The sequence below is a fragment of the Salmonella sp. SAL04214 genome (genome assembly GCF_046550615.1).
GTDB classification, from domain to species: Bacteria; Pseudomonadota; Gammaproteobacteria; order Enterobacterales; family Enterobacteriaceae; genus Salmonella; species Salmonella enterica.
Map to the genome: position 1 here is coordinate 265420 of NZ_JBGDXT010000004.1, position 20273 is coordinate 285692.

General features: G+C 53.6%; 23 protein-coding genes. 16 read left to right on the top strand and 7 right to left on the bottom strand.

Features of this window, described 5'->3' with window-relative positions:
- Window positions 1-209 precede the first annotated feature (209 nt).
- Window positions 210-650 (bottom strand): homoprotocatechuate degradation operon regulator HpaR, encoded by a 441-nt coding sequence (gene hpaR / locus ACLJQD_RS09430; RefSeq protein WP_017440942.1) that lies wholly within the window; start codon window positions 648-650, stop codon window positions 210-212.
- A 274-nt stretch (window positions 651-924) separates the two neighbouring features.
- On the opposite strand from hpaR, the gene hpaG reads away from it, so the two are divergent.
- The 9 genes from hpaG (at window position 925) to ACLJQD_RS09475 (ending at window position 9975) form a co-directional block, all read left to right on the top strand.
- The gene (hpaG, locus tag ACLJQD_RS09435; RefSeq protein ID WP_017440943.1) at window positions 925-2214 is read left to right on the top strand and encodes a 4-hydroxyphenylacetate degradation bifunctional isomerase/decarboxylase; all 1290 of its coding nucleotides are present in this window, start codon (window positions 925-927) and stop codon (window positions 2212-2214) included.
- Window positions 2211-3677: a 5-carboxymethyl-2-hydroxymuconate semialdehyde dehydrogenase gene (gene hpaE / locus ACLJQD_RS09440; protein WP_000723524.1), complete on the top strand. Its 1467-nt coding sequence runs from the start codon at window positions 2211-2213 to the stop codon at window positions 3675-3677. Before hpaG ends, hpaE begins: the two co-directional genes overlap by 4 nt.
- Window position 3678: 1 nt before the next feature.
- Window positions 3679-4530 carry a 3,4-dihydroxyphenylacetate 2,3-dioxygenase gene (hpaD, locus tag ACLJQD_RS09445; protein ID WP_000516974.1) on the top strand — a complete coding sequence of 284 codons (852 nt, stop codon included), beginning with the start codon at window positions 3679-3681 and terminating at the stop codon, window positions 4528-4530.
- Between the two features lie 9 nt (window positions 4531-4539).
- Complete coding sequence (locus ACLJQD_RS09450; protein ID WP_001119849.1) at window positions 4540-4920, top strand: 5-carboxymethyl-2-hydroxymuconate Delta-isomerase; 381 nt, start codon at window positions 4540-4542, stop codon at window positions 4918-4920.
- A 143-nt stretch (window positions 4921-5063) separates the two neighbouring features.
- Entirely contained in the window at window positions 5064-5867 is an 804-nt protein-coding gene (gene hpaH, locus ACLJQD_RS09455) for a 2-oxo-hept-4-ene-1,7-dioate hydratase (RefSeq protein WP_000884795.1), read from the top strand.
- Between the two features lie 10 nt (window positions 5868-5877).
- A complete protein-coding gene (gene hpaI, locus ACLJQD_RS09460; RefSeq protein ID WP_000785061.1) occupies window positions 5878-6669 on the top strand; it encodes a 4-hydroxy-2-oxoheptanedioate aldolase in 792 nt (263 codons plus the stop codon).
- A 71-nt stretch (window positions 6670-6740) separates the two neighbouring features.
- Window positions 6741-8117 (top strand): 4-hydroxyphenylacetate permease, encoded by a 1377-nt coding sequence (gene hpaX / locus ACLJQD_RS09465; protein ID WP_017440944.1) that lies wholly within the window; start codon window positions 6741-6743, stop codon window positions 8115-8117.
- Window positions 8118-8126: 9 nt separating this feature from the next.
- Window positions 8127-9023 carry a 4-hydroxyphenylacetate catabolism regulatory protein HpaA gene (hpaA, locus tag ACLJQD_RS09470; protein ID WP_000336602.1) on the top strand — a complete coding sequence of 299 codons (897 nt, stop codon included), beginning with the start codon at window positions 8127-8129 and terminating at the stop codon, window positions 9021-9023.
- A gap of 13 nt (window positions 9024-9036) precedes the next feature.
- A complete protein-coding gene (locus tag ACLJQD_RS09475) occupies window positions 9037-9975 on the top strand; it encodes an MBL fold metallo-hydrolase (protein WP_000976561.1) in 939 nt (312 codons plus the stop codon).
- A gap of 407 nt (window positions 9976-10382) precedes the next feature.
- Here ACLJQD_RS09475 and ACLJQD_RS09480 read toward each other — a convergent pair whose 3' ends face one another.
- From ACLJQD_RS09480 to cbpA, 3 genes are all read right to left on the bottom strand, one after another.
- Complete coding sequence (locus ACLJQD_RS09480) at window positions 10383-10745, bottom strand: anti-adapter protein IraM (RefSeq protein ID WP_001537781.1); 363 nt, start codon at window positions 10743-10745, stop codon at window positions 10383-10385.
- 653 nt (window positions 10746-11398) lie between these two features.
- On the bottom strand, window positions 11399-11704 hold the full coding sequence (cbpM, locus tag ACLJQD_RS09485; protein WP_001284251.1) for a chaperone modulator CbpM: 306 nt from the start codon (window positions 11702-11704) through the stop codon (window positions 11399-11401).
- A complete protein-coding gene (gene cbpA / locus ACLJQD_RS09490; RefSeq protein WP_000420603.1) occupies window positions 11704-12624 on the bottom strand; it encodes a curved DNA-binding protein in 921 nt (306 codons plus the stop codon). The genes cbpM and cbpA overlap by 1 nt, the downstream gene beginning before the upstream one ends.
- A gap of 235 nt (window positions 12625-12859) precedes the next feature.
- On the opposite strand from cbpA, the gene ACLJQD_RS09495 reads away from it, so the two are divergent.
- The 5 genes from ACLJQD_RS09495 to agp all read left to right on the top strand — a co-directional run bounded on the left by ACLJQD_RS09495 (window position 12860) and on the right by agp (window position 17647).
- Complete coding sequence (locus ACLJQD_RS09495; RefSeq protein ID WP_001118902.1) at window positions 12860-13222, top strand: copper resistance protein; 363 nt, start codon at window positions 12860-12862, stop codon at window positions 13220-13222.
- A gap of 48 nt (window positions 13223-13270) precedes the next feature.
- Window positions 13271-15157, top strand: coding sequence for a protein-disulfide reductase DsbD family protein (locus tag ACLJQD_RS09500; protein WP_017440945.1), 1887 nt, complete (start codon window positions 13271-13273; stop codon window positions 15155-15157).
- Window positions 15154-15777, top strand: coding sequence for a DsbA family protein (locus tag ACLJQD_RS09505; RefSeq protein ID WP_017440946.1), 624 nt, complete (start codon window positions 15154-15156; stop codon window positions 15775-15777). Before ACLJQD_RS09500 ends, ACLJQD_RS09505 begins: the two co-directional genes overlap by 4 nt.
- Window positions 15767-16273, top strand: a complete 507-nt coding sequence (locus tag ACLJQD_RS09510) for a protein disulfide oxidoreductase (protein WP_017440947.1) — start codon at window positions 15767-15769, stop codon at window positions 16271-16273. Before ACLJQD_RS09505 ends, ACLJQD_RS09510 begins: the two co-directional genes overlap by 11 nt.
- A gap of 132 nt (window positions 16274-16405) precedes the next feature.
- Window positions 16406-17647 carry a bifunctional glucose-1-phosphatase/inositol phosphatase gene (gene agp, locus ACLJQD_RS09515; RefSeq protein WP_017440948.1) on the top strand — a complete coding sequence of 414 codons (1242 nt, stop codon included), beginning with the start codon at window positions 16406-16408 and terminating at the stop codon, window positions 17645-17647.
- Window positions 17648-17680: 33 nt separating this feature from the next.
- Here the strand turns inward: agp and ACLJQD_RS09520 are convergent, their stop codons facing one another.
- Window positions 17681-17908: a YccJ family protein gene (locus tag ACLJQD_RS09520; RefSeq protein ID WP_001143125.1), complete on the bottom strand. Its 228-nt coding sequence runs from the start codon at window positions 17906-17908 to the stop codon at window positions 17681-17683.
- Between the two features lie 20 nt (window positions 17909-17928).
- Window positions 17929-18525, bottom strand: a complete 597-nt coding sequence (gene wrbA / locus ACLJQD_RS09525; RefSeq protein WP_001062898.1) for an NAD(P)H:quinone oxidoreductase — start codon at window positions 18523-18525, stop codon at window positions 17929-17931.
- Window positions 18526-18909: 384 nt separating this feature from the next.
- Between wrbA and ACLJQD_RS09530 the strand changes: the two genes are divergently transcribed.
- Window positions 18910-19077, top strand: a complete 168-nt coding sequence (locus tag ACLJQD_RS09530; protein WP_001273663.1) for a general stress protein — start codon at window positions 18910-18912, stop codon at window positions 19075-19077.
- A 136-nt stretch (window positions 19078-19213) separates the two neighbouring features.
- Window positions 19214-19852, top strand: a complete 639-nt coding sequence (gene rutR / locus ACLJQD_RS09535; protein WP_017440949.1) for an HTH-type transcriptional regulator RutR — start codon at window positions 19214-19216, stop codon at window positions 19850-19852.
- Here rutR and ACLJQD_RS09540 read toward each other — a convergent pair.
- Complete coding sequence (locus ACLJQD_RS09540) at window positions 19849-20244, bottom strand: lysozyme inhibitor LprI family protein (RefSeq protein WP_000821059.1); 396 nt, start codon at window positions 20242-20244, stop codon at window positions 19849-19851. The genes rutR and ACLJQD_RS09540 overlap by 4 nt on opposite strands.
- Window positions 20245-20273: the final 29 nt, after the last annotated feature.

The window sequence follows — 20273 nt, forward strand, 5'->3', positions numbered from 1 at the left end:
CTTCCTCGTTAATCGGAATGTTTTGTTAATAATATGTTTCTTATTTGTTGTTTAATTGAATAGGCAGAAGCGTAAACTGTGAAGAGACTTTCAGGACAACGGCGGGTACTTTTCAGATGAACGTCGAAGAAGAAGAGTAAAATGCGATCGCCGTCAACGTTGTAAGCGGGAGGGGATTCCCGTGTCGGCGGCGAGGGAAGGAAAGAATACTATGCTTCCGCTTCGCTATCAGGATGCTGGCGCCCCAGAGCAATAAGATCGTCCAGCAGCAGCATCAATTGCTGTGTTTTTTCGGGCGTGAAATCGGCCTCAATTTTTCGATAAGCCTCTTCTACCTGGCTCCGGGCACGGGCGTACAGCGTTTGTCCCTGCTCCGTCAACATGACATATAACTTACGCTGATCGTTAACCGGCTTGAGTCGCAACACCAGTCCGTCTCGCTCCATGCGCGTCAATATTCCGGTCAGACTTGGACGCAAAATGCAGGTACGAAAGGCCAGCTCGTGAAAATCCATAGAGGGGCTATCGGCCAGGATTCGCACAATGCGCCATTGCTGGTCGGTCAGATTGTGGCTTTTAACGATGGGGCGGAAATAGGCCATTGCCGCTTCGCGCGCCTGAAGCAATGCGATGGTTAATGAATCATGCATAAGCGTTTCTCTTTTGCAGAATTATTAATACCTGAATAATCGTGTTTACCGATGTGAGCTATGACATCTGTTTTATGTCCAAAGTTTAACAGAAACAAGGTGTTTTATTTAACTATTTGATATATATGTATTTAATTATTATTTTGTGAAAATATTGTTAATCACATCACAAATACTTTACTTCAGCTTGCTAAATGTACAGCGAAAGCATAAATCTAATCATTAATATATTAATGAAATCACAGCCCGTTAAATCGGCCTGAGGAGTTTATGTATGAAGGGTACTGTTTTCGCCGTTGCGTTAAACCATCGCAGCCAGCTTGATGCCTGGCAAGAGGCTTTCTCTCAGCCTCCCTATAATGCGCCGCCTAAAACCGCAGTGTGGTTCATCAAGCCGAGTAATACGGTGATTCGTCACGGCGAACCCATTCCTTATCCGCAGGGAGAAAAGGTACTGAGCGGCGCGACAGTGGCGCTCATTGTGGGGAAAACCGCCAGCCGGATACGCCCTGAAGCGGCGGCGGACTATATCGCCGGGTATGCGCTGGCTAACGAGGTCAGCCTGCCGGAAGAGAGCTTTTATCGCCCGGCGATTAAAGCGAAATGTCGCGATGGCTTTTGCCCGCTGGGTGAAATGGCACCGCTGAGTGATGTGGATAACCTCACCATTATCACGGAAATCAACGGACGAGAAGCGGACCACTGGAATACTGCCGATTTACAGCGTAGCGCCGCACAGCTGCTTAGCGCGTTAAGTGAGTTCGCTACGCTTAACCCTGGCGATGCGATCTTACTCGGTACACCGCAGAATCGCGTTGCGCTGCGTCCCGGCGATCGGGTGCGTATTCTGGCGAAAGGTTTACCCGCTCTGGAAAATCCGGTTGTCGCAGAAGATGAATTCGCCCGCCACCAGACGTTTACGTGGCCGCTGTCAGCGACGGGAACGTTATTTGCGCTGGGGTTGAACTACGCCGATCACGCCAGCGAGCTGGCATTTACGCCGCCGAAAGAGCCGCTGGTATTTATCAAAGCGCCAAACACCTTTACCGAACATCACCAAACGTCGGTGCGCCCGAACAACGTCGAATATATGCACTATGAAGCCGAACTGGTCGTGGTGATTGGCAAAACGGCGCGTAAGGTGAGCGAAGCCGAAGCCATGGAGTATGTGGCCGGTTACACCGTCTGTAACGACTACGCGATCCGCGACTATCTGGAAAACTACTACCGTCCGAATCTGCGGGTAAAAAGCCGCGACGGCCTGACGCCGATAGGCCCGTGGATTGTGGATAAAGAGGCGGTTTCTGATCCGCACAACCTGACGTTACGCACCTTTGTCAACGGTGAGCTGCGCCAGGAAGGGACGACCGCCGATCTGATCTTCAGCATCCCGTTCCTGATTTCTTATCTGAGCGAATTTATGACGTTGCAACCGGGCGACATGATTGCCACCGGTACGCCGAAAGGGTTGTCCGATGTGGTGCCGGGGGATGAAGTTGTCGTGGAAGTAGAAGGCGTGGGTCGCCTGGTTAACCGAATCGTCAGTGAGGAGAGTGCAAAATGAAGAAAATAAATCATTGGATTAACGGCAAAAATGTTGCAGGTAACGACTACTTCCAGACCACTAACCCGGCGACCGGTGACGTGCTGGCGGAAGTGGCCTCCGGCGGTGAAGCAGAGGTGAACCAGGCTGTCGCGGCGGCAAAAGAGGCGTTCCCGAAATGGGCCAACCTGCCGATGAAAGAGCGCGCGCGCCTGATGCGCCGCCTTGGCGACCTGATTGACCAGCATGTGCCGGAAATCGCGGCGATGGAAACCGCCGACACCGGCCTGCCTATTCACCAGACTAAAAACGTGCTGATCCCGCGCGCCTCGCATAACTTCGAATTCTTCGCCGAAGTGTGCCAGCAGATGAACGGCAAGACCTATCCGGTTGACGATAAAATGCTCAATTATACGCTGGTGCAGCCCGTCGGCGTCTGCGCGCTGGTGTCGCCGTGGAACGTGCCGTTTATGACCGCGACCTGGAAAGTCGCGCCGTGCCTGGCGCTGGGCAACACCGCGGTGCTCAAAATGTCCGAGCTGTCGCCGTTGACTGCCGACAGGCTGGGCGAGCTGGCGCTGGAGGCAGGAATTCCGGCAGGCGTGCTGAACGTGGTGCAGGGCTATGGCGCGACGGCGGGCGATGCGCTGGTACGCCACCATGACGTGCGTGCGGTGTCGTTTACCGGCGGTACCGCCACCGGTCGCAATATCATGAAAAATGCCGGCCTGAAAAAATACTCGATGGAGCTGGGCGGTAAATCGCCGGTGCTGATTTTTGAAGATGCCGACATTGAGCGCGCGCTGGACGCCGCGCTGTTCACCATCTTCTCGATCAACGGCGAACGCTGCACCGCCGGGTCGCGCATCTTTATCCAGCAGAGCATTTACCCTGAGTTCGTGAAGCGCTTTGCCGAACGCGCGAATCGCCTGCGTGTCGGCGATCCGACCGACCCGAACACCCAGGTCGGCGCGCTGATTAGCCAACAGCACTGGGAAAAAGTCTCCGGTTATATCCGCCTCGGCATTGAAGAGGGCGCAACGCTGCTGGCGGGCGGTGCGGAAAAACCCACTGACCTGCCTGCGCATCTGAAAGGCGGTAACTTCCTGCGCCCAACCGTGCTGGCCGATGTCGACAACCGTATGCGCGTTGCGCAGGAAGAGATCTTTGGGCCGGTCGCCTGCCTGCTGCCATTCAAAGACGAGGCGGAAGGGTTACGTTTGGCGAACGACGTGGAATACGGTCTGGCCTCTTATATCTGGACCCAGGACGTGAGCAAAGTGTTGCGCCTGGCGCGTGGGATTGAAGCCGGCATGGTCTTCGTCAACACCCAGAACGTCCGTGACCTGCGCCAGCCGTTCGGCGGCGTGAAAGCCTCCGGTACCGGGCGCGAAGGCGGCGAATATAGCTTCGAAGTGTTTGCGGAAATGAAAAACGTCTGCATCTCAATGGGCGACCATCCTATCCCAAAATGGGGAGTTTGATATGGGCAAGTTAGCGTTAGCAGCAAAAATTACCCACGTGCCGTCGATGTATCTTTCTGAACTGCCAGGAAAAAATCACGGTTGTCGTCAGGCAGCCATTGATGGGCATATTGAAATTGGCAAGCGTTGCCGCGAAATGGGCGTTGACACCATTATCGTATTCGACACCCACTGGCTGGTGAATAGCGCTTACCACATTAATTGTGCCGACCATTTCCAGGGCGTCTATACCAGCAACGAATTGCCGCACTTTATTCGCGACATGACCTATGACTATGACGGTAATCCGGCGCTCGGCCATCTGATCGCCGACGAGGCGGTCAAACTGGGCGTGCGCGCCAAAGCGCATAACATCCCGAGCCTGAAGCTGGAGTATGGCACGCTGGTGCCGATGCGCTACATGAACAGCGACAAGCACTTCAAAGTGGTCTCCATCTCGGCGTTCTGCACTGTGCATGATTTTGCCGACAGCCGCAGACTGGGCGAAGCCATTCTCAAGGCGATTGAGAAATATGACGGTACCGTAGCGGTATTCGCCAGTGGTTCTCTGTCGCACCGTTTTATTGACGACCAACGGGCGGAAGAGGGGATGAACAGCTACACCCGCGAGTTCGATCACCAGATGGACGAGCGCGTGGTCAAGCTGTGGCGCGAAGGCAAATTCAAGGAGTTTTGCACCATGTTGCCGGAGTACGCCGACTACTGCTACGGCGAAGGCAACATGCACGACACGGTCATGCTGCTGGGAATGCTGGGTTGGGACAAATACGACGGCAAGGTGGAGTTCATCACCGACCTGTTCGCCAGCTCCGGTACCGGCCAGGTGAACGCTGTTTTCCCGCTGCCTGCGTAAGGGGTGTTTATGCCGCACTTTATTGCTGAATGTACTGAAAATATTCGCGAGCAGGCTGATTTACCCGGCCTGTTCAGCAAGGTAAACGAGGCGCTGGCCGCCAGCGGGATTTTCCCCATTGGCGGTATCCGCAGTCGCGCCCACTGGCTGGATACCTGGCAGATGGCTGACGGTAAGCATGATTACGCGTTTGTGCATATGACGCTGAAAATCGGCGCCGGGCGCAGCCTGGAGAGCCGTCAGGAAGTCGGCGAAATGCTGTTTGGGCTGATTAAAGCCCACTTCGCCGACCTGATGGAGAACCGCTATCTGGCGCTGTCGTTTGAGATTGCCGAGTTACATCCAACGCTCAATTACAAACAAAACAACGTACACGCGTTATTTAAATAGCACACTCTTTCGCCCGGTGGCGTTGCGCTGACCGGGCCTACAAAAAAACGATGCACGAAGCAATACCGAACCGTAGGCCGGGTAAGACGCACCCGCGTCGCCACCCGGCACAGCAGCACCGAATGAGGTAACAGGAAGCAACTATGCTCGATAAACAGACCCATACCCTGATCGCCCAGCGACTTAATCAGGCTGAAAAACAGCGTGAACAGATTCGCGCAGTGTCGCTGGATTATCCCAACATCACTATTGAAGATGCCTATGCCGTACAGCGCGAATGGGTCAATATCAAAATTGCCGAAGGGCGCACGCTCAAAGGCCACAAAATCGGCCTGACCTCAAAAGCGATGCAGGCCAGCTCGCAAATCAGCGAACCGGATTACGGCGCGCTGCTTGACGATATGTTCTTCCATGACGGCGGCGATATCCCCACCGACCGTTTTATCGTCCCGCGTATTGAAGTGGAGCTGGCGTTTGTGCTGGCGAAACCGCTGCGCGGCCCTCACTGCACGCTGTTCGACGTCTACAACGCCACGGATTATGTGATTCCGGCGCTGGAACTGATTGACGCCCGCAGCCACAACATCGACCCGGAAACCCAGCGCCCGCGCAAAGTGTTCGACACCATTTCCGACAACGCCGCCAACGCCGGGGTGATCCTCGGTGGTCGTCCCATCAAACCAGACGAGCTGGATCTGCGCTGGATCTCCGCGCTGCTCTATCGCAACGGCGTGATCGAAGAAACCGGCGTCGCCGCAGGCGTGCTGAATCATCCGGCCAACGGCGTGGCGTGGCTGGCGAACAAGCTTGCCCCCTACGATGTCCAGCTTGAAGCCGGGCAGATCATCCTCGGCGGCTCGTTCACCCGCCCGGTGCCGGCGCGCAAGGGCGACACTTTCCATGTCGACTACGGCAACATGGGCGCGATCAGTTGCCGGTTTGTGTAAGGAAAAAACGATGAAAAATGCTTTCAAAGACGCGTTAAAAGCGGGGCGTCCGCAAATCGGTTTGTGGCTGGGGCTTGCCAACAGTTACAGCGCTGAACTGTTAGCGGGCGCCGGCTTCGACTGGCTACTGATCGACGGTGAACACGCGCCAAACAACGTGCAGACGGTGTTGACCCAGTTGCAGGCGATTGCGCCTTATCCCAGCCAGCCGGTGGTGCGTCCGTCATGGAACGATCCGGTACAGATTAAGCAACTGCTCGACGTCGGCGCGCAAACGCTGCTGATACCGATGGTGCAGAATGCCGATGAAGCGCGAAACGCCGTGGCGGCTACGCGTTATCCGCCTGCTGGTATTCGCGGCGTGGGCAGCGCGCTGGCGCGGGCATCGCGCTGGAATCGCATTCCGGACTATCTCCACCAGGCCAACGACGCCATGTGCGTACTGGTGCAGATTGAAACGCGTGAGGCGATGAGCAATCTGGCGTCAATTCTCGACGTGGATGGCATTGACGGCGTGTTTATCGGCCCGGCGGACCTCAGCGCCGATATGGGCTTTGCCGGCAATCCGCAGCACCCGGAAGTGCAGGCGGCGATTGAGAACGCCATCGTGCAGATACGCGCGGCGGGGAAAGCGCCGGGGATTCTGATGGCCAATGAAGCACTGGCGAAACGTTATCTGGAACTGGGGGCGCTATTTGTCGCCGTCGGCGTTGACACCACGCTGCTGGCGCGCGGAGCGGAGGCGCTGGCGGCGCGCTTTGGCGCAGAAAAAAAGCTGTCCGGTGCGTCCGGCGTCTATTAAGCCTGGCCCGGTAAGCGCAGCGCTACCGGGCAACCGTAGTACCCTACAAAATTCCCATCAGAGGAAAAAAAATGAGCGACACATCATCTGCACTTCCGGAAAGCCCCGAGTCTGTCGGTTCGCACAACGCGCTCAGCACGGGTCAACAAACCGTCATAAATAAACTGTTCCGCCGACTGATCGTATTTTTATTCGTGTTGTTTATCTTCTCGTTTTTAGACCGTATCAACATCGGTTTTGCCGGGTTGACGATGGGGCAGGATCTGGGGTTAAGCGCCACCATGTTTGGCCTTGCCACGACGCTGTTTTACGCCACCTACGTCATTTTCGGCATTCCCAGCAACGTGATGTTGAGCATCGTCGGCGCCCGCCGCTGGATTGCGACCATTATGGTGCTATGGGGCATTGCATCTACCGCCACGATGTTCGCGGTGGGACCGAAAAGCCTGTATGTGCTGCGAATGCTGGTGGGCATTACCGAAGCGGGCTTTTTGCCAGGAATATTGCTCTATTTAACCTACTGGTTCCCGGCATTTTTCCGCGCCCGCGCCAACGCATTATTTATGATTGCCATGCCGGCCACTACCGCGTTGGGGTCGATTGTCTCCGGCTATATTTTATCGCTGGACGGCATATTCAATCTGCATGGATGGCAGTGGTTATTCCTGCTGGAAGGATTTCCGTCAGTTTTGTTAGGCATTATGGTCTGGTTTTACCTGGATGATACCCCGGCAAAAGCCAAATGGCTGACGGCAGAGGATAAAAAATGTTTGCAGGAGATGATGGATAATGACCGCCTGACGCTGGTTCAGCCGGAGGGGGCCATCAGCCATAACGCCATGCAGCAGCGTAGTCTGTGGCGCGAAGTATTCACGCCAATTGTACTGATGTATACGCTGGCCTATTTTTGCCTTACCAATACGCTTAGCGCCATTAGTATCTGGACGCCGCAAATCCTGAAAAGTTTTAATGAAGGCAGCAGCAATATCACCATCGGCCTGCTGGCGGCGATCCCGCAGATTTGTACTATTCTGGGCATGATTTACTGGAGCCGCCATTCGGATAAACATCAGGAACGTAAACATCACACGGCGTTGCCGTTCCTGTTTGCCGCCGCGGGCTGGCTGCTGGCGTCGGCGACCGACCATAACCTGATCCAGCTCCTGGGGATCGTGATGGCATCCACGGGTTCCTTTAGCGCGATGGCGATCTTCTGGACCACGCCGGATCAGTCGATCAGTTTACGCGCCAGGGCGATAGGCATTGCGGTCATCAATGCCACCGGCAATATTGGCTCCGCGCTTAGCCCGTTTATGATTGGCTGGCTAAAAGATATCACCGGTAGCTTCAATAGCGGACTCTGGTTTGTCGCTTCTCTGTTAGTCGTCGGCGCCGCCATTATCTGGCTCATTCCCATGAAAGCATCGCGTCCGCGCGCCACCCCTTGAGGAGAAACTATGTGCCAACGTGCGATCGCCAATATTGATATCAGCAAAGAGTATGACGAAAGCATGGGCAGTAACGATGTGCATTATCAGTCGTTTGCTCGTATGGCGGATTTCTTTGGCCGTGATATGCAGGCGCATCGCCACGACCAGTTTTTTCAAATGCACTTTCTTGATACCGGGCAGATTGAGCTACAGCTCGACGATCATCGCTATTCGGTGCAGGCGCCGCTATTTGTGCTTACGCCGCCCTCGGTGCCACATGCTTTTATTACCGAATCGGATAGCGATGGTCATGTTCTGACGGTACGCGAAGAGCTGGTTTGGCCGCTGCTGGAGGTGCTTTATCCCGGCACCAGAGAGGCCTTCGGCCTGCCGGGAATCTGTCTGTCGCTGGCGGATAAACCCAACGAGCTGGCGGCGCTCAAACATTACTGGCAGCTAATTGAGCGGGAGTCCACGGAACAACTGGCTGGCTGCGAACATACCCTGGTGCTACTGGCGCAGGCGGTATTTACCTTGCTGTTGCGTAATGCGAAGCTGGACGATCACGCCGCAACCGGGATGCGCGGTGAACTGAAACTTTTTCAGCGCTTTACCCTGTTAATTGACAACCACTTCCATCAGCACTGGACGGTGCCCGATTATGCCTGCGAGCTGCATATTACCGAATCTCGTTTGACCGATATTTGCCGACGTTTTGCTAATCGCCCGCCTAAACGCCTGATTTTTGATCGGCAATTACGCGAGGCGAAACGACTGCTGCTTTTTTCCGACAATGCTGTCAACGAGATCGCCTGGCAATTAGGTTTTAAAGATCCGGCTTATTTCGCCCGTTTCTTTAATCGCCTTGCTGGCTGTTCTCCTTCGCAGTTTCGCCAACGTGAAGTTCCCTCTTTTCTCAACTAAGAAGAGTAAAAACATGATGAAAAAAAGCGTCGCTATGCTGGCGGTTTGTATGCTGGCGCAAAGCCACCTTGCCATTGCTGCCGGTACTCCTGCGCCTCAAGAGATCAACATTGTTTTACTGGGCACCAAAGGCGGGCCTTCTTTGCTCAATACAGCCAGACTACCGCAAGCGACGGCGCTCACTATCGGCGATAAAATATGGCTGATAGATGCCGGCTACGGCGCCAGTCTGCAACTGGTGAAAAACGGCATTCCACTGCGCAACATCAATACTATTTTGCTCACCCATCTGCACAGCGACCACATACTGGATTATCCTTCCTTGCTGATGAATGCCTGGGCAAGTGGTCTGAAAGACCATACCATACAGGTTTATGGCCCGCCGGGAACCCAGGCGATGACGAAGGCTAGCTGGAAGGTCTTTGACAGGGATATCACGTTACGCATGGAAGAAGAGGGGAAACCCGATCCGCGCAACCTGGTTAAGGCGACCGATATTGGCCAGGGCGTCATCTATAAAGATGAACTGGTCACAATAAGCGCGCTAAAAGTGCCTCATTCCCCTTTCCCGGACGGTGAAGCGTTTGCTTACCGTTTTGATACCCAGGGTAAGCGAATCGTCTTCTCTGGCGATACGTCCTGGTTTCCGCCGCTTGCAACGTTTGCCCAAGGGGCGGATATCCTGGTACATGAGGCGGTACATGTCCCTTCGGTAGCAAAACTGGCTAATAGTATTGGCAACGGAAAAACGCTGGCTGAAGCGATTGCGTCGCATCACACCACGATTGAAGATGTCGGTAAGATTGCTCGCGAGGCCCACGTGAAAAAACTGGTGTTAAGTCATCTGGTGCCTGCGACGGTTGCGGATGACGTCTGGCAACAGGAAGCCATGAAAAATTACCCGGGCCCTGTCATTGTCGGTCATGACAATATGACGATAAGCGTACCGTAAGTATCAGGGCAGGGGTAAACCCACGGGCTGACATCATGTCAGCCCGTTATGCTTTTGGCAATCAGCATGACGCGCAGAGCTTTTGTCTAAAACATTATTTTTTCTAAACACTACTTGCTGATTTTTATGCACAATAAAGGTAAGATGATTGCTCTGGTGAAATATCACTAAATAAGAATGTCACGGATGGAATTTATACAGTGTTAAAAGCAATGCGTTTCTTTGTCTGCCGGCCATCAGTAATATCCTCTGTACCGGCTCCTCGTTGCCAAAGTGAAGGTTAGATTAAACGAATCAAAAAATATCCGAACTGTACAATTTTTATATCAAACATATTTAACTGCAAAATACTGCAAACGTGCGCGAATACACTTAATCAGTAGTATGGCTAATGCATACTTTATTTCCTAAACTTTCTTATTATCTATTTGAATATTTCTGGTTAAACCAAATGGACAAACGGATACCAGACACTCGAAAGGATAACTGCAGGCTTCTGGTTTAGGATTGCAGTTACCAGGACAGTGGCTATTTTCTTTAAGCGATTTCCATAGAACAGGATTAAACCTGGTAACGTTGTAAACAGTAACGGGATAAAGTTTATCGTTTATTAAGACCCCCTTATTAAAGGGGATGATAATGCTACCTGGAGGCATGTAAACATCTGCCTGATACCATAAGGTCAATCTAAGATTTTTTAGGCTATGTATGCATGAGAACGACACTCCGGTAGAGGGACTTATAACTGTATCAACGACCTTCCATTCCATTACAGAAACCTTTTAAGTGAAATAGTCAATGGTGTAAATTACATTTTCCGCAAGCCTATTCAGGATAGATGAAAATCTGAGAAACATAACTCGTTGAAAACGATCGTTTTTTATTGACCACTCTATTTATATTGATTTTTTAATAAGTTATTTATTTTATGCTCTTATTTTGTTTACATTCTATTACATTTTTGTATTTTAGGCGTGGTGTAAATATTGGGCGGTAGTGGATGTTATAACGCTCAATTATTAAACTGTAAGTGACTGTTGTATTTCTTATTTATAAATACCGCAACCTGTAAGCGCAGCGGTACATTTTACCCGGCATTGACAGGGAGAAGGTACGTATCAACCAGAGAGTACAAAACAGTGAAAGAATATATTCTTCAGGCAATAAATGATCGCTAACGTGTAAAAATAACCGACGTATCTAAAAAATGTGAACGTGTGGCTGGTCTTTATTTAAACGATGATCTTCGCAATGGCGCATTAATGGCTGACATTGGCGGTTCGTTGATCGGGTTGTGCGCGGTGAAAGGCTATATTTCTTCCGTTGGGGGAAGTATGTCAGAGGCATTCTGGTATTATACCGGGTGCATGTAAATCCGGGGTGGGCAGAAAGCCCACCCTCGGTTTATTGCCTTTATCGTGGATTAGGGATGCGAGATAAAGCGAGAAAGGCGTTGCAGCAGTAACCGGTTTTCTTCGCGCAGCCGTGAATTCTCTTCCAGCAGCGTTAACGCGACCGCGATCCCAGGCCAGTCGAGCGCCAGCTCCTCGCGTAAGCGTAGCGCGCGTTGTACCACGCTCGCTGCGCGATCGTCGAATTGCCAGTCGGCGTTATCGTCTTCGTAAGGCTCAATTACGCCAAGTCCGACGATTTCGTTTAGCTCCTCTTCCGTCACGCCGGTGTGCAAACAAAATTCGGTGATGGTAAAGGTGACAGTGATGTTAGCCATTATGCTTTCCCCCATTGCTGGCGTGGGTCAAAGGACGACTGCGCGTCCGCCAGTTGTTGCCACAGGGCAGCTGTTTTCTCGTCAGGTTTCGGCGGCATAACGATTTTGATGATGGCATAGAGATCGCCAGTGTGCTTTTTACTGGCTAATCCTTTTCCTTTGATACGCAGCCGCTGACCAGCCTGGCTGCCGGGGGGAATGGTCAGCAAAATACGCTCTTTAAGCGTTGGCACAGACACCTTAGCGCCGAGCGCCGCCTCCCATGGGGCAAGCGGAAGGACGACTTCCAGATCCTGATTGACGATATCAAAGAGCGGATGCGGGGCAATATGGATAACGAGCCATAAATCGCCATTAGGTCCGCCGTTTTCCCCCGGCGTGCCCTGGCCTTTCAGTCTGATTCGTTGCCCGTTGCTGACGCCAGCCGGGATTTTCACATTCAATGTTTTGGGAATTTCCCGCTCCACCAGGCCGAACGCGTTATAAACGGGGACGGAATAGCTAATCGTACGCTGGTGCTCTTCCAGCGTTTCTTCCAGGAATACCGCCACTTCAATTTCGATATCATGACCGCGTGCGGCGTGGCGGTGGTGCGAATGGCGACCGTGCTGACCAAAAATAGACGAGAAAATATCATCAAAATCTTCGGCGTTATACGGCTGGCCTTCGTGTTGCTGGAACTGGCGATTAAATTGTGGATCGTTACGGTGTTGCCATAACTGGTCATACTCGGCGCGCCGTTGCTCATCACTCAGCACTTCCCATGCTTCAGCAACCTCTTTGAAACGGGCTTCGGCATCGGGTTCTTTGCTGACATCTGGATGGTACTTGCGGGCCAGTCGGCGATAGGCGGTCTTAATCGTCTTGAGATCGTCCGTCGGTTTCACGCCCATAATGGCGTAATAATCCTTAAGTTCCATAGCATCATCTCGCTAAATCAATACATACAGAAGGGACCCCAAAAAGGTTTCTCCACTAAGTGTAGGGTAAACCTGAAAAGTGCGTATGAAAACACCAGTTATATCATTAGTAAGAATAAATTACGTTGTTCGACTATCAGAAGGTTGCGCAGCGCGCCGACATAACTTTACAGGGGAAAGGTTGCCAAAACCGCGCCAGTGGCTAAGATAACTCGCGTTAAACAGTGAGGGCGCAATGGCGAAACAACAACGGATGGGCTGGTGGTTTCTTTGCCTTGCATGTGTCGTGGTAATGGTTTGTACCGCGCAACGCATGGCGGGCCTGCACGCCTTGCAGATGCAGGCGACGGCCTCTGCTGCGGTGGTCAGCGCTCCCTCCTCGACAGATGACGGCTCGCCGGTCACTCCCTGCGAATTAAGCGCCAAGTCGCTGCTGGCGGCGCCTCCGGTACTCTTTGAAGGCGCTATCCTTGCGCTTTGTCTACTGCTTTCCTTACTGGCGCCTGTCCGGGTCATGCGCCTGCCGTTTTCGCCTCCCCGGGCTATTTCGCCGCCCACATTACGGGTACATCTACGATTTTGTGTCTTCCGTGAATGACAGACCGGTTATTGCTAACGGTTAATTACTCATTCACGGAGAAAAAATATGATGATTTTGTTCAGGCGGATACTGTTCTGCCTGTTATGGCTTTGGCTGCCCGTCTCCTGGGCGGCGGAAAGCGGCTGGCTGCGTTCGCCCGATAACGACCATGCCAGCATACGGCTACGTGCCGATACGTCCGCTAATGGTGAGACCCGGCTGTTGCTGGATGTCAAACTGGAAAACGGCTGGAAAACCTACTGGCGTGCTCCGGGGGAAGGGGGCGTGGCGCCCTCTATCGCCTGGAAAGGCGACATGCCTGAGGTAAGTTGGTTCTGGCCAACCCCCTCGCGCTTTGATGTGGCGAATATCACCACCCAGGGATATCACGACGAGGTGACCTTTCCGATGATCGTGCGCGGTACGCCGCCCGCGACCTTGAGCGGCGTGTTGACGTTATCAACCTGCAGCAATGTTTGTCTGTTGACCGATTACCCCTTTTCCGTGACGCCCACTGTGCAGAATGCCGATTTTGCCCATGACTATGCGCGGGCGATGGGTAAAATTCCGCTCCGCAGTGGACTAACGGACTCGCTTGACGTCGGCTATCGCCCGGGAGAACTGGTGGTCACTGCTACGCGAGCGGCGGGCTGGTCATCGCCCGGGCTCTATCTTGACACCATAGATGACGTCGATTTTGCGAAGCCTCGCCTGCGCGTAGAGGGCGACAGGTTACAGGCGACGGTGCCGGTGACGGACAGTTGGGGCGAAAAGGCGCCCGATTTGCGCAACAAATCGCTGACCCTCGTGTTAGCCGATGGCGCTATCGCCCAGGAGAGCACGCAAACCATTGGCGCTGCGCCAGCGCAAACGCCGGACAATGCGGCGCTACCTTTCTGGCAAGTTGTAATGATGGCGCTGATCGGCGGACTGATTCTTAATTTAATGCCCTGCGTACTGCCGGTTCTGGGCATGAAACTTGGCTCTATTTTATTGGTAGAGGAAAAAAGCCGCTCTCACATCAGGCGACAATTTTTGGCTTCGGTCGCCGGTATCATTGCGTCATTTATGGCGCTGGCGGCGTTTATGACCCTCCTTCGCCTGTCAAACCATGCGCTGGCCTGGGGAGTCCAGTTCCAGAATGCATGGTTTATTGGTTTTATGGCGCTGGTGATGTTGTTGTTTAGCGCCAGCCTGTTCGGGCTTTTTGAGTTCAGGCTTCCCTCATCTATGACCACGAAACTGGCCACTTACGGCGGTAACGGTATGTCGGGACATTTCTGGCAGGGGGCATTCGCCACGCTGCTGGCGACGCCTTGTAGCGCGCCGTTTCTGGGCACGGCGGTCGCCGTGGCGCTCACGGCGTCGTTGCCGACGCTGTGGGGGCTGTTCCTTGCGCTAGGCCTGGGAATGAGCGCGCCGTGGCTACTGGTCGCGCTACGACCAGGGCTTGCGCTACGTTTACCGCGCCCCGGGCGTTGGATGAATGTCCTGCGCAGGATCCTCGGTCTGATGATGCTGGGATCGGCTATCTGGCTGGCGACGTTACTCCTGCCGCATTTCGGCTTCACTGCGTCAAAGAGCGCGCAAGACACGGTTCAGTGGCAACCCTTGAGTGAACAGGCAATCCAGTCGGCGCTGGCGCAGCATAAGCGGGTATTTGTCGATGTCACTGCGGACTGGTGTATTACCTGTAAAGTGAATAAATACAACGTCCTGCAAAAAGAGGATGTGCAGGCCGCCTTGCAACAGCCGGATGTTGTGGCGCTGCGGGGAGACTGGACGCTGCCGTCCGATGCCATTACAGATTTTCTGAAAACGCGTGGCCAGGTCGCCGTGCCGTTTAATCAGGTATATGGCCCCGGCTTGCCGGAAGGGGAGGCATTGCCCACTTTGCTGACCCGCGATGCGGTATTACAAACGTTGAAAAAAGCGAAAGGAATAACCCAATGAAATACATGATTGTTTTGCTGCTGGCGCTGTTTTCGACGCTGAGCATCGCGCAAGAAACCGCTCCTTTTACGCCGGATCAGGAAAAGCAGATTGAAAATCTGATCCATGCGGCGTTGTTTAACGATCCTGCCAGCCCGCGGATAGGAGCTAAACACCCTAAGCTGACGCTGGTGAACTTTACGGATTACAACTGCCCGTACTGCAAACAGCTCGATCCGATGCTGGAAAAGATTGTGCAGAAATATCCTGACGTTGCGGTCATTATTAAACCGCTGCCATTCAAAGGAGAGAGTTCCATACTGGCGGCGCGTATTGCGCTGACCACCTGGCGCGAGCATCCGCAACAGTTCCTCGCGCTACATGAAAAACTCATGCAAAAGCGCGGTTACCATACGGATGACAGTATTAAACAGGCCCAGCAGAAAGCAGGGGCTACGCCAGTGACGCTGGATGAAAAAAGCATGGAAACGATACGCACTAATTTGCAGTTGGCAAGGCTGGTCGGCGTGCAAGGAACGCCAGCGACGATCATTGGCGACGAGCTGATTCCGGGCGCAGTGCCCTGGGATACGCTGGAAGCGGTGGTGAAAGAAAAACTGGCGGCTGCCAATGCCGGGTAAACTGCGGCGTTGGCTGCGTGAAGCCGCGGTTTTTCTGGCGCTCCTCATCGCGATAATGGTGGTCATGGACGTCTGGCGCGCGCCGCAGGCACCTCCGGCGTTTGCCGCGACACCATTACGTACGCTGACGGGAGAGTCGACAACTCTGGCGGCCTTGAGCGAGGAACGCCCCGTACTGCTCTATTTTTGGGCCAGCTGGTGCGGGGTATGCCGCTTTACTACGCCTGCGGTCGCTCGCCTGGCGGCGGAAGGGGAAAACGTCATGACCGTTGCGCTCCGCTCCGGCGATGACGCTGAGGTTGCCCGCTGGCTGGCGCGCAAGGGCGTTGACTTCCCGGTCGTCAATGATGCTAACGGCGCCTTATCCGCTGGCTGGGAAATCAGCGTGACGCCAACGCTGGTGGTGGTTTCACAAGGTCGGGTTGTGTTCACCACCAGCGGCTGGACCAGCTATTGGGGCATGAAGCTTCGGCTGTGGTGGGCAAAAACGTTCTGAATATGCGCCGGGGTTTCCCGGCGCTAACGCGTTTACTGTAAGAAAAACCCCCGTTTTGCGAAATCGTTCCCGGAAAAATGATCCATTTCTGTCACACTCAGAACGATTTGATAACAACAAGAGGTCATAGGGATGAAAAAATCATTACTCGCTGTTGCTGTGGCAGGGGCTGTTTTGTTGTCATCCGCCGTACAGGCGCAGACAACGCCGGAGGGTTATCAATTACAACAGGTGCTGATGATGAGCCGCCATAATCTGCGGGCGCCGCTGGCGAATAATGGCAGCGTACTGGCGCAGTCGACGCCGAACGCCTGGCCGGCGTGGGACGTTCCCGGCGGGCAACTGACGACGAAAGGCGGCGTGCTGGAAGTCTATATGGGACACTACACACGTGAATGGCTGGTCGCGCAGCGGCTGATACCGTCGGGAGAATGTCCGGCGCCCGACACGGTATATGCCTATGCGAATAGTTTGCAGCGCACCGTCGCCACCGCGCAATTTTTCATTACTGGCGCTTTCCCCGGCTGTGATATTCCTGTTCATCATCAGGAAAAAATGGGCACTATGGACCCTACCTTCAATCCGGTAATTACCGATGATTCCGCCGCGTTCCGGCAACAGGCCGTACAGGCGATGGAAAAGGCGCGTAGTCAGCTACATCTTGATGAGAGTTATAAACTGCTTGAGCAGATAACGCATTATCAGGACTCGCCGTCCTGCAAAGAGAAGCATCAGTGTTCGCTAATCGACGCGAAAGATACCTTCAGCGCGAACTATCAGCAAGAGCCTGGCGTGCAGGGGCCGCTTAAAGTAGGGAACTCGCTGGTGGATGCGTTTACCCTGCAATATTACGAAGGGTTTCCGATGGATCAGGTCGCCTGGGGCGGGATCCACACCGATCGGCAGTGGAAGGTGCTGTCAAAACTGAAAAACGGCTATCAGGACAGCCTGTTTACCTCACCCACGGTGGCGCGCAATGTCGCTGCGCCGCTGGTGAAATATATCGATAAGGTGCTGGTTGCCGATCGCGTTAGCGCGCCGAAGGTTACCGTGCTGGTGGGGCATGATTCCAATATCGCGTCGCTGCTGACGGCCCTGGATTTTAAACCCTATCAGCTCCATGACCAGTATGAGAGAACGCCGATTGGCGGTCAGCTTGTCTTCCAACGCTGGCATGACGGCAACGCTAACCGGGATTTGATGAAAATCGAGTATGTCTACCAGAGCGCCCGGCAGTTACGCAATGCGGAAGCGTTAACGCTCAAATCGCCCGCGCAAAGGGTAACCCTGGAACTGAAAGGATGTCCGGTGGATGCGAACGGCTTCTGTCCGCTGGATAAGTTCGATAACGTCATGAACACTGCTGCAAAATAGCCGTATGCCCCCGCGCAGGCGGGGGCGTTTGTGTTATACGTTCTTACGTTCGATGATTTGTTCGCCCCAGAAGAGCGAGTCTTTGTCCGTTTTCTCAAAGGCTTTGATCAGCACCTCATCGCTACCTTCTTCCCATATTTTTTCTGCCAGTTTCTCGTCATAGTGAGCGACTTCAAAAATGGCTTCGGCAATTTCCGGCGACGTATTACGCAGGCTTGCCCATTCGCCGACGCGGTGCGCTTTTGCTTCTTGAGTTGGCATTCGAATCCTCCTGTTGAAGATTAGCCGTTGAGTTTGACTGCCAGACCGGCGACGTATTCCCCCTGATAGCGAGCGATAGAGAGTTCCTCCTGGCTTGGTTGACGTGAACCGTCGCCTCCGGCGATAGTCGTTGCGCCGTAAGGCGTGCCGCCGCGAACCTGGGAGACGTCAAACAGTTCCTGTGCGGCATAGCCTATCGGGACAATCACCATCCCATGATGGGCAAGCGTAGTCCAGGTCGAGGTGATGGTCTGCTCCTGGCCGCCGCCCGTTCCGGTAGAACTGAACACGCTGCCGAGCTTGCCGTATAGCGCGCCGGATGCCCACAGTCCGCCGGTTTGGTCCAGGAAGGTACGCATCTGGCCTGACATATTGCCAAACCGGGTTGGCGTACCAAAAATAATGGCATCGTAATCCGCCAGCTCCTGTGGGGTGGCAACCGGTGCGTTTTGTGTTTTACCGCCAGCTTTTGCGAAGATTTCAGGCGGCATTGTTTCTGGCACACGCTTTATAATGACCTCTGCGCCGTCGACTTTCTTTGCCCCTTCCGCCACCGCATGCGCCATGGTTTCAATGTGTCCGTACATGGAATAATAGAGCACCAGAATCTTTGCCATTTGTACTACTCCTCAGATTAATCAGGTGTGTAGCGATTCGCTACGTCTATTTAAAGATATGCCCTCCTGTGAAGAGTGCAAATTTCAGCGCCATTTCTTTGATTTATAACAATAATTAATTTGGCGACCTTTGTTGCAAAATGATACATTTTTAAGCGCTTTGATTTTTCTAAATATAAGAATAACTTATTTATTTCTTATGGTTATTATTCTGCGTATTCGGCTTCTGATGTTGCAGAATATTTCGGTAAGCGGCCTACCACGGCGTTTTTCACTATGCTTAATGTTACGCGGCGTTACTGATGATATCGTTCATACGCTGCGCGAGAAGATACTCCTCATTACCTATGCAATATGATGTCTAATCTATGACGGAGGTCAGTAATGGCAAACCATCGTGGCGGTTCCGGTAATTTTGCGGAAGACCGCGAAAGAGCATCAGAAGCAGGTCGTAAAGGTGGTCAGCACAGCGGGGGCAATTTTAAGAATGACCCGCAGCGTGCATCCGAAGCAGGCAAAAAAGGGGGCAAAAGCAGTAACCGTAATAGCTAGCCTGCGTCACAACAGCAAGACGCTGAGCGTTTCACGCTAAAAAGCGTCATGCGCCACCGCCGCCGGATTTCCGGCGGTTTTTTTGTTTATAAGCCGGATTTGGTATGCTTGCGTCCTGACGAAAAGGAGAGGGCGCATGTCGCAACGCACAGAGAAAAAAATCGGGAAACGCTCGCAGGCCACCGGTGCAAAACGGCAGCTTATCTTAACCGCCGCGCTTGCCGTTTTTTCCCAGTATGGCATCCATGGCGCGCGTCTTGAGCAGGTCGCCGAGCGGGCAGGCGTCTCCAAAACCAATCTGCTTTATTATTATCCCTCGAAAGAGGCGCTGTATGTCGCGGTAATGCGACAGATCCTAGATGTCTGGCTGGCGCCGCTCAAGGCGTTTCGCGCAGAATTTTCCCCTCTGGAGGCCATCAAAGAGTATATCCGTCTCAAGCTGGAGGTTTCGCGTGATTATCCGCAGGCGTCGCGGCTCTTCTGCATGGAGATGCTGGCGGGCGCGCCGCTCTTAATGAAGGAACTGACCGGCGATCTAAAAGCGTTGATAGATGAAAAATCCGCGCTGATTGCCGGATGGGTGCACAGCGGGAAACTGGCGCCCATTTCCCCGCACCATTTGATCTTCATGATTTGGGCCGCCACGCAACATTACGCCGATTTTGCCCCTCAGGTTGAGGCGGTAACCGGCGCGACGCTTCGCGATGAAGCCTTTTTTAACCAAACGGTCGAAAGCGTTCAGCGCATTATTATTGAAGGGATTCGCGTGCGTTAACCGGCTGGCGGCAGTGGGCAGCTCAAATCACCCTCTTCACATTGCAGCAGCGAGGCTAAAAACGCTTCGCGTTCGTTCGTTTTATCGGTCAGGCACTGGCTGGCGATCATGGGTTGCACGCTGCCGCCCTCCGTACCTGAACGAATCAGAGCGCAATCGGCGTCGCGCAGGGCAATCCAGGCCACCTGCGCTTTTTGTAACAGCTCGCGCTGCGGCGGTTGCGCACGCTTAATCGCGCTTTGATAGGTTTCGTTCAGCTTTTTATCTGCCGCCTGGTATTGCGCGGCGGCGCAGCGATTCATTTCCAGCTGCGTACTGGCGCTGGCACACTCATCGGCCAACGCCTGACTGCTGAACAACAACGCCGCGCAGGTAAGGAAAATTCGTTTCATACGGTCCTCTGACGCGAGTAAAAAGGCTC

Coding starts and splice junctions, on each gene's coding strand:
- hpaR (WP_017440942.1), bottom strand. CDS start 650: ATGCATGATTCATTAACCATCGCATTGCTTCAGGCGCGCGAAGCGGCA.
- hpaG (WP_017440943.1), top strand. CDS start 925: ATGAAGGGTACTGTTTTCGCCGTTGCGTTAAACCATCGCAGCCAGCTT.
- hpaE (WP_000723524.1), top strand. CDS start 2,211: ATGAAGAAAATAAATCATTGGATTAACGGCAAAAATGTTGCAGGTAAC.
- hpaD (WP_000516974.1), top strand. CDS start 3,679: ATGGGCAAGTTAGCGTTAGCAGCAAAAATTACCCACGTGCCGTCGATG.
- ACLJQD_RS09450 (WP_001119849.1), top strand. CDS start 4,540: ATGCCGCACTTTATTGCTGAATGTACTGAAAATATTCGCGAGCAGGCT.
- hpaH (WP_000884795.1), top strand. CDS start 5,064: ATGCTCGATAAACAGACCCATACCCTGATCGCCCAGCGACTTAATCAG.
- hpaI (WP_000785061.1), top strand. CDS start 5,878: ATGAAAAATGCTTTCAAAGACGCGTTAAAAGCGGGGCGTCCGCAAATC.
- hpaX (WP_017440944.1), top strand. CDS start 6,741: ATGAGCGACACATCATCTGCACTTCCGGAAAGCCCCGAGTCTGTCGGT.
- hpaA (WP_000336602.1), top strand. CDS start 8,127: ATGTGCCAACGTGCGATCGCCAATATTGATATCAGCAAAGAGTATGAC.
- ACLJQD_RS09475 (WP_000976561.1), top strand. CDS start 9,037: ATGATGAAAAAAAGCGTCGCTATGCTGGCGGTTTGTATGCTGGCGCAA.
- ACLJQD_RS09480 (WP_001537781.1), bottom strand. CDS start 10,745: ATGGAATGGAAGGTCGTTGATACAGTTATAAGTCCCTCTACCGGAGTG.
- cbpM (WP_001284251.1), bottom strand. CDS start 11,704: ATGGCTAACATCACTGTCACCTTTACCATCACCGAATTTTGTTTGCAC.
- cbpA (WP_000420603.1), bottom strand. CDS start 12,624: ATGGAACTTAAGGATTATTACGCCATTATGGGCGTGAAACCGACGGAC.
- ACLJQD_RS09495 (WP_001118902.1), top strand. CDS start 12,860: ATGGCGAAACAACAACGGATGGGCTGGTGGTTTCTTTGCCTTGCATGT.
- ACLJQD_RS09500 (WP_017440945.1), top strand. CDS start 13,271: ATGATGATTTTGTTCAGGCGGATACTGTTCTGCCTGTTATGGCTTTGG.
- ACLJQD_RS09505 (WP_017440946.1), top strand. CDS start 15,154: ATGAAATACATGATTGTTTTGCTGCTGGCGCTGTTTTCGACGCTGAGC.
- ACLJQD_RS09510 (WP_017440947.1), top strand. CDS start 15,767: ATGCCGGGTAAACTGCGGCGTTGGCTGCGTGAAGCCGCGGTTTTTCTG.
- agp (WP_017440948.1), top strand. CDS start 16,406: ATGAAAAAATCATTACTCGCTGTTGCTGTGGCAGGGGCTGTTTTGTTG.
- ACLJQD_RS09520 (WP_001143125.1), bottom strand. CDS start 17,908: ATGCCAACTCAAGAAGCAAAAGCGCACCGCGTCGGCGAATGGGCAAGC.
- wrbA (WP_001062898.1), bottom strand. CDS start 18,525: ATGGCAAAGATTCTGGTGCTCTATTATTCCATGTACGGACACATTGAA.
- ACLJQD_RS09530 (WP_001273663.1), top strand. CDS start 18,910: ATGGCAAACCATCGTGGCGGTTCCGGTAATTTTGCGGAAGACCGCGAA.
- rutR (WP_017440949.1), top strand. CDS start 19,214: ATGTCGCAACGCACAGAGAAAAAAATCGGGAAACGCTCGCAGGCCACC.
- ACLJQD_RS09540 (WP_000821059.1), bottom strand. CDS start 20,244: ATGAAACGAATTTTCCTTACCTGCGCGGCGTTGTTGTTCAGCAGTCAG.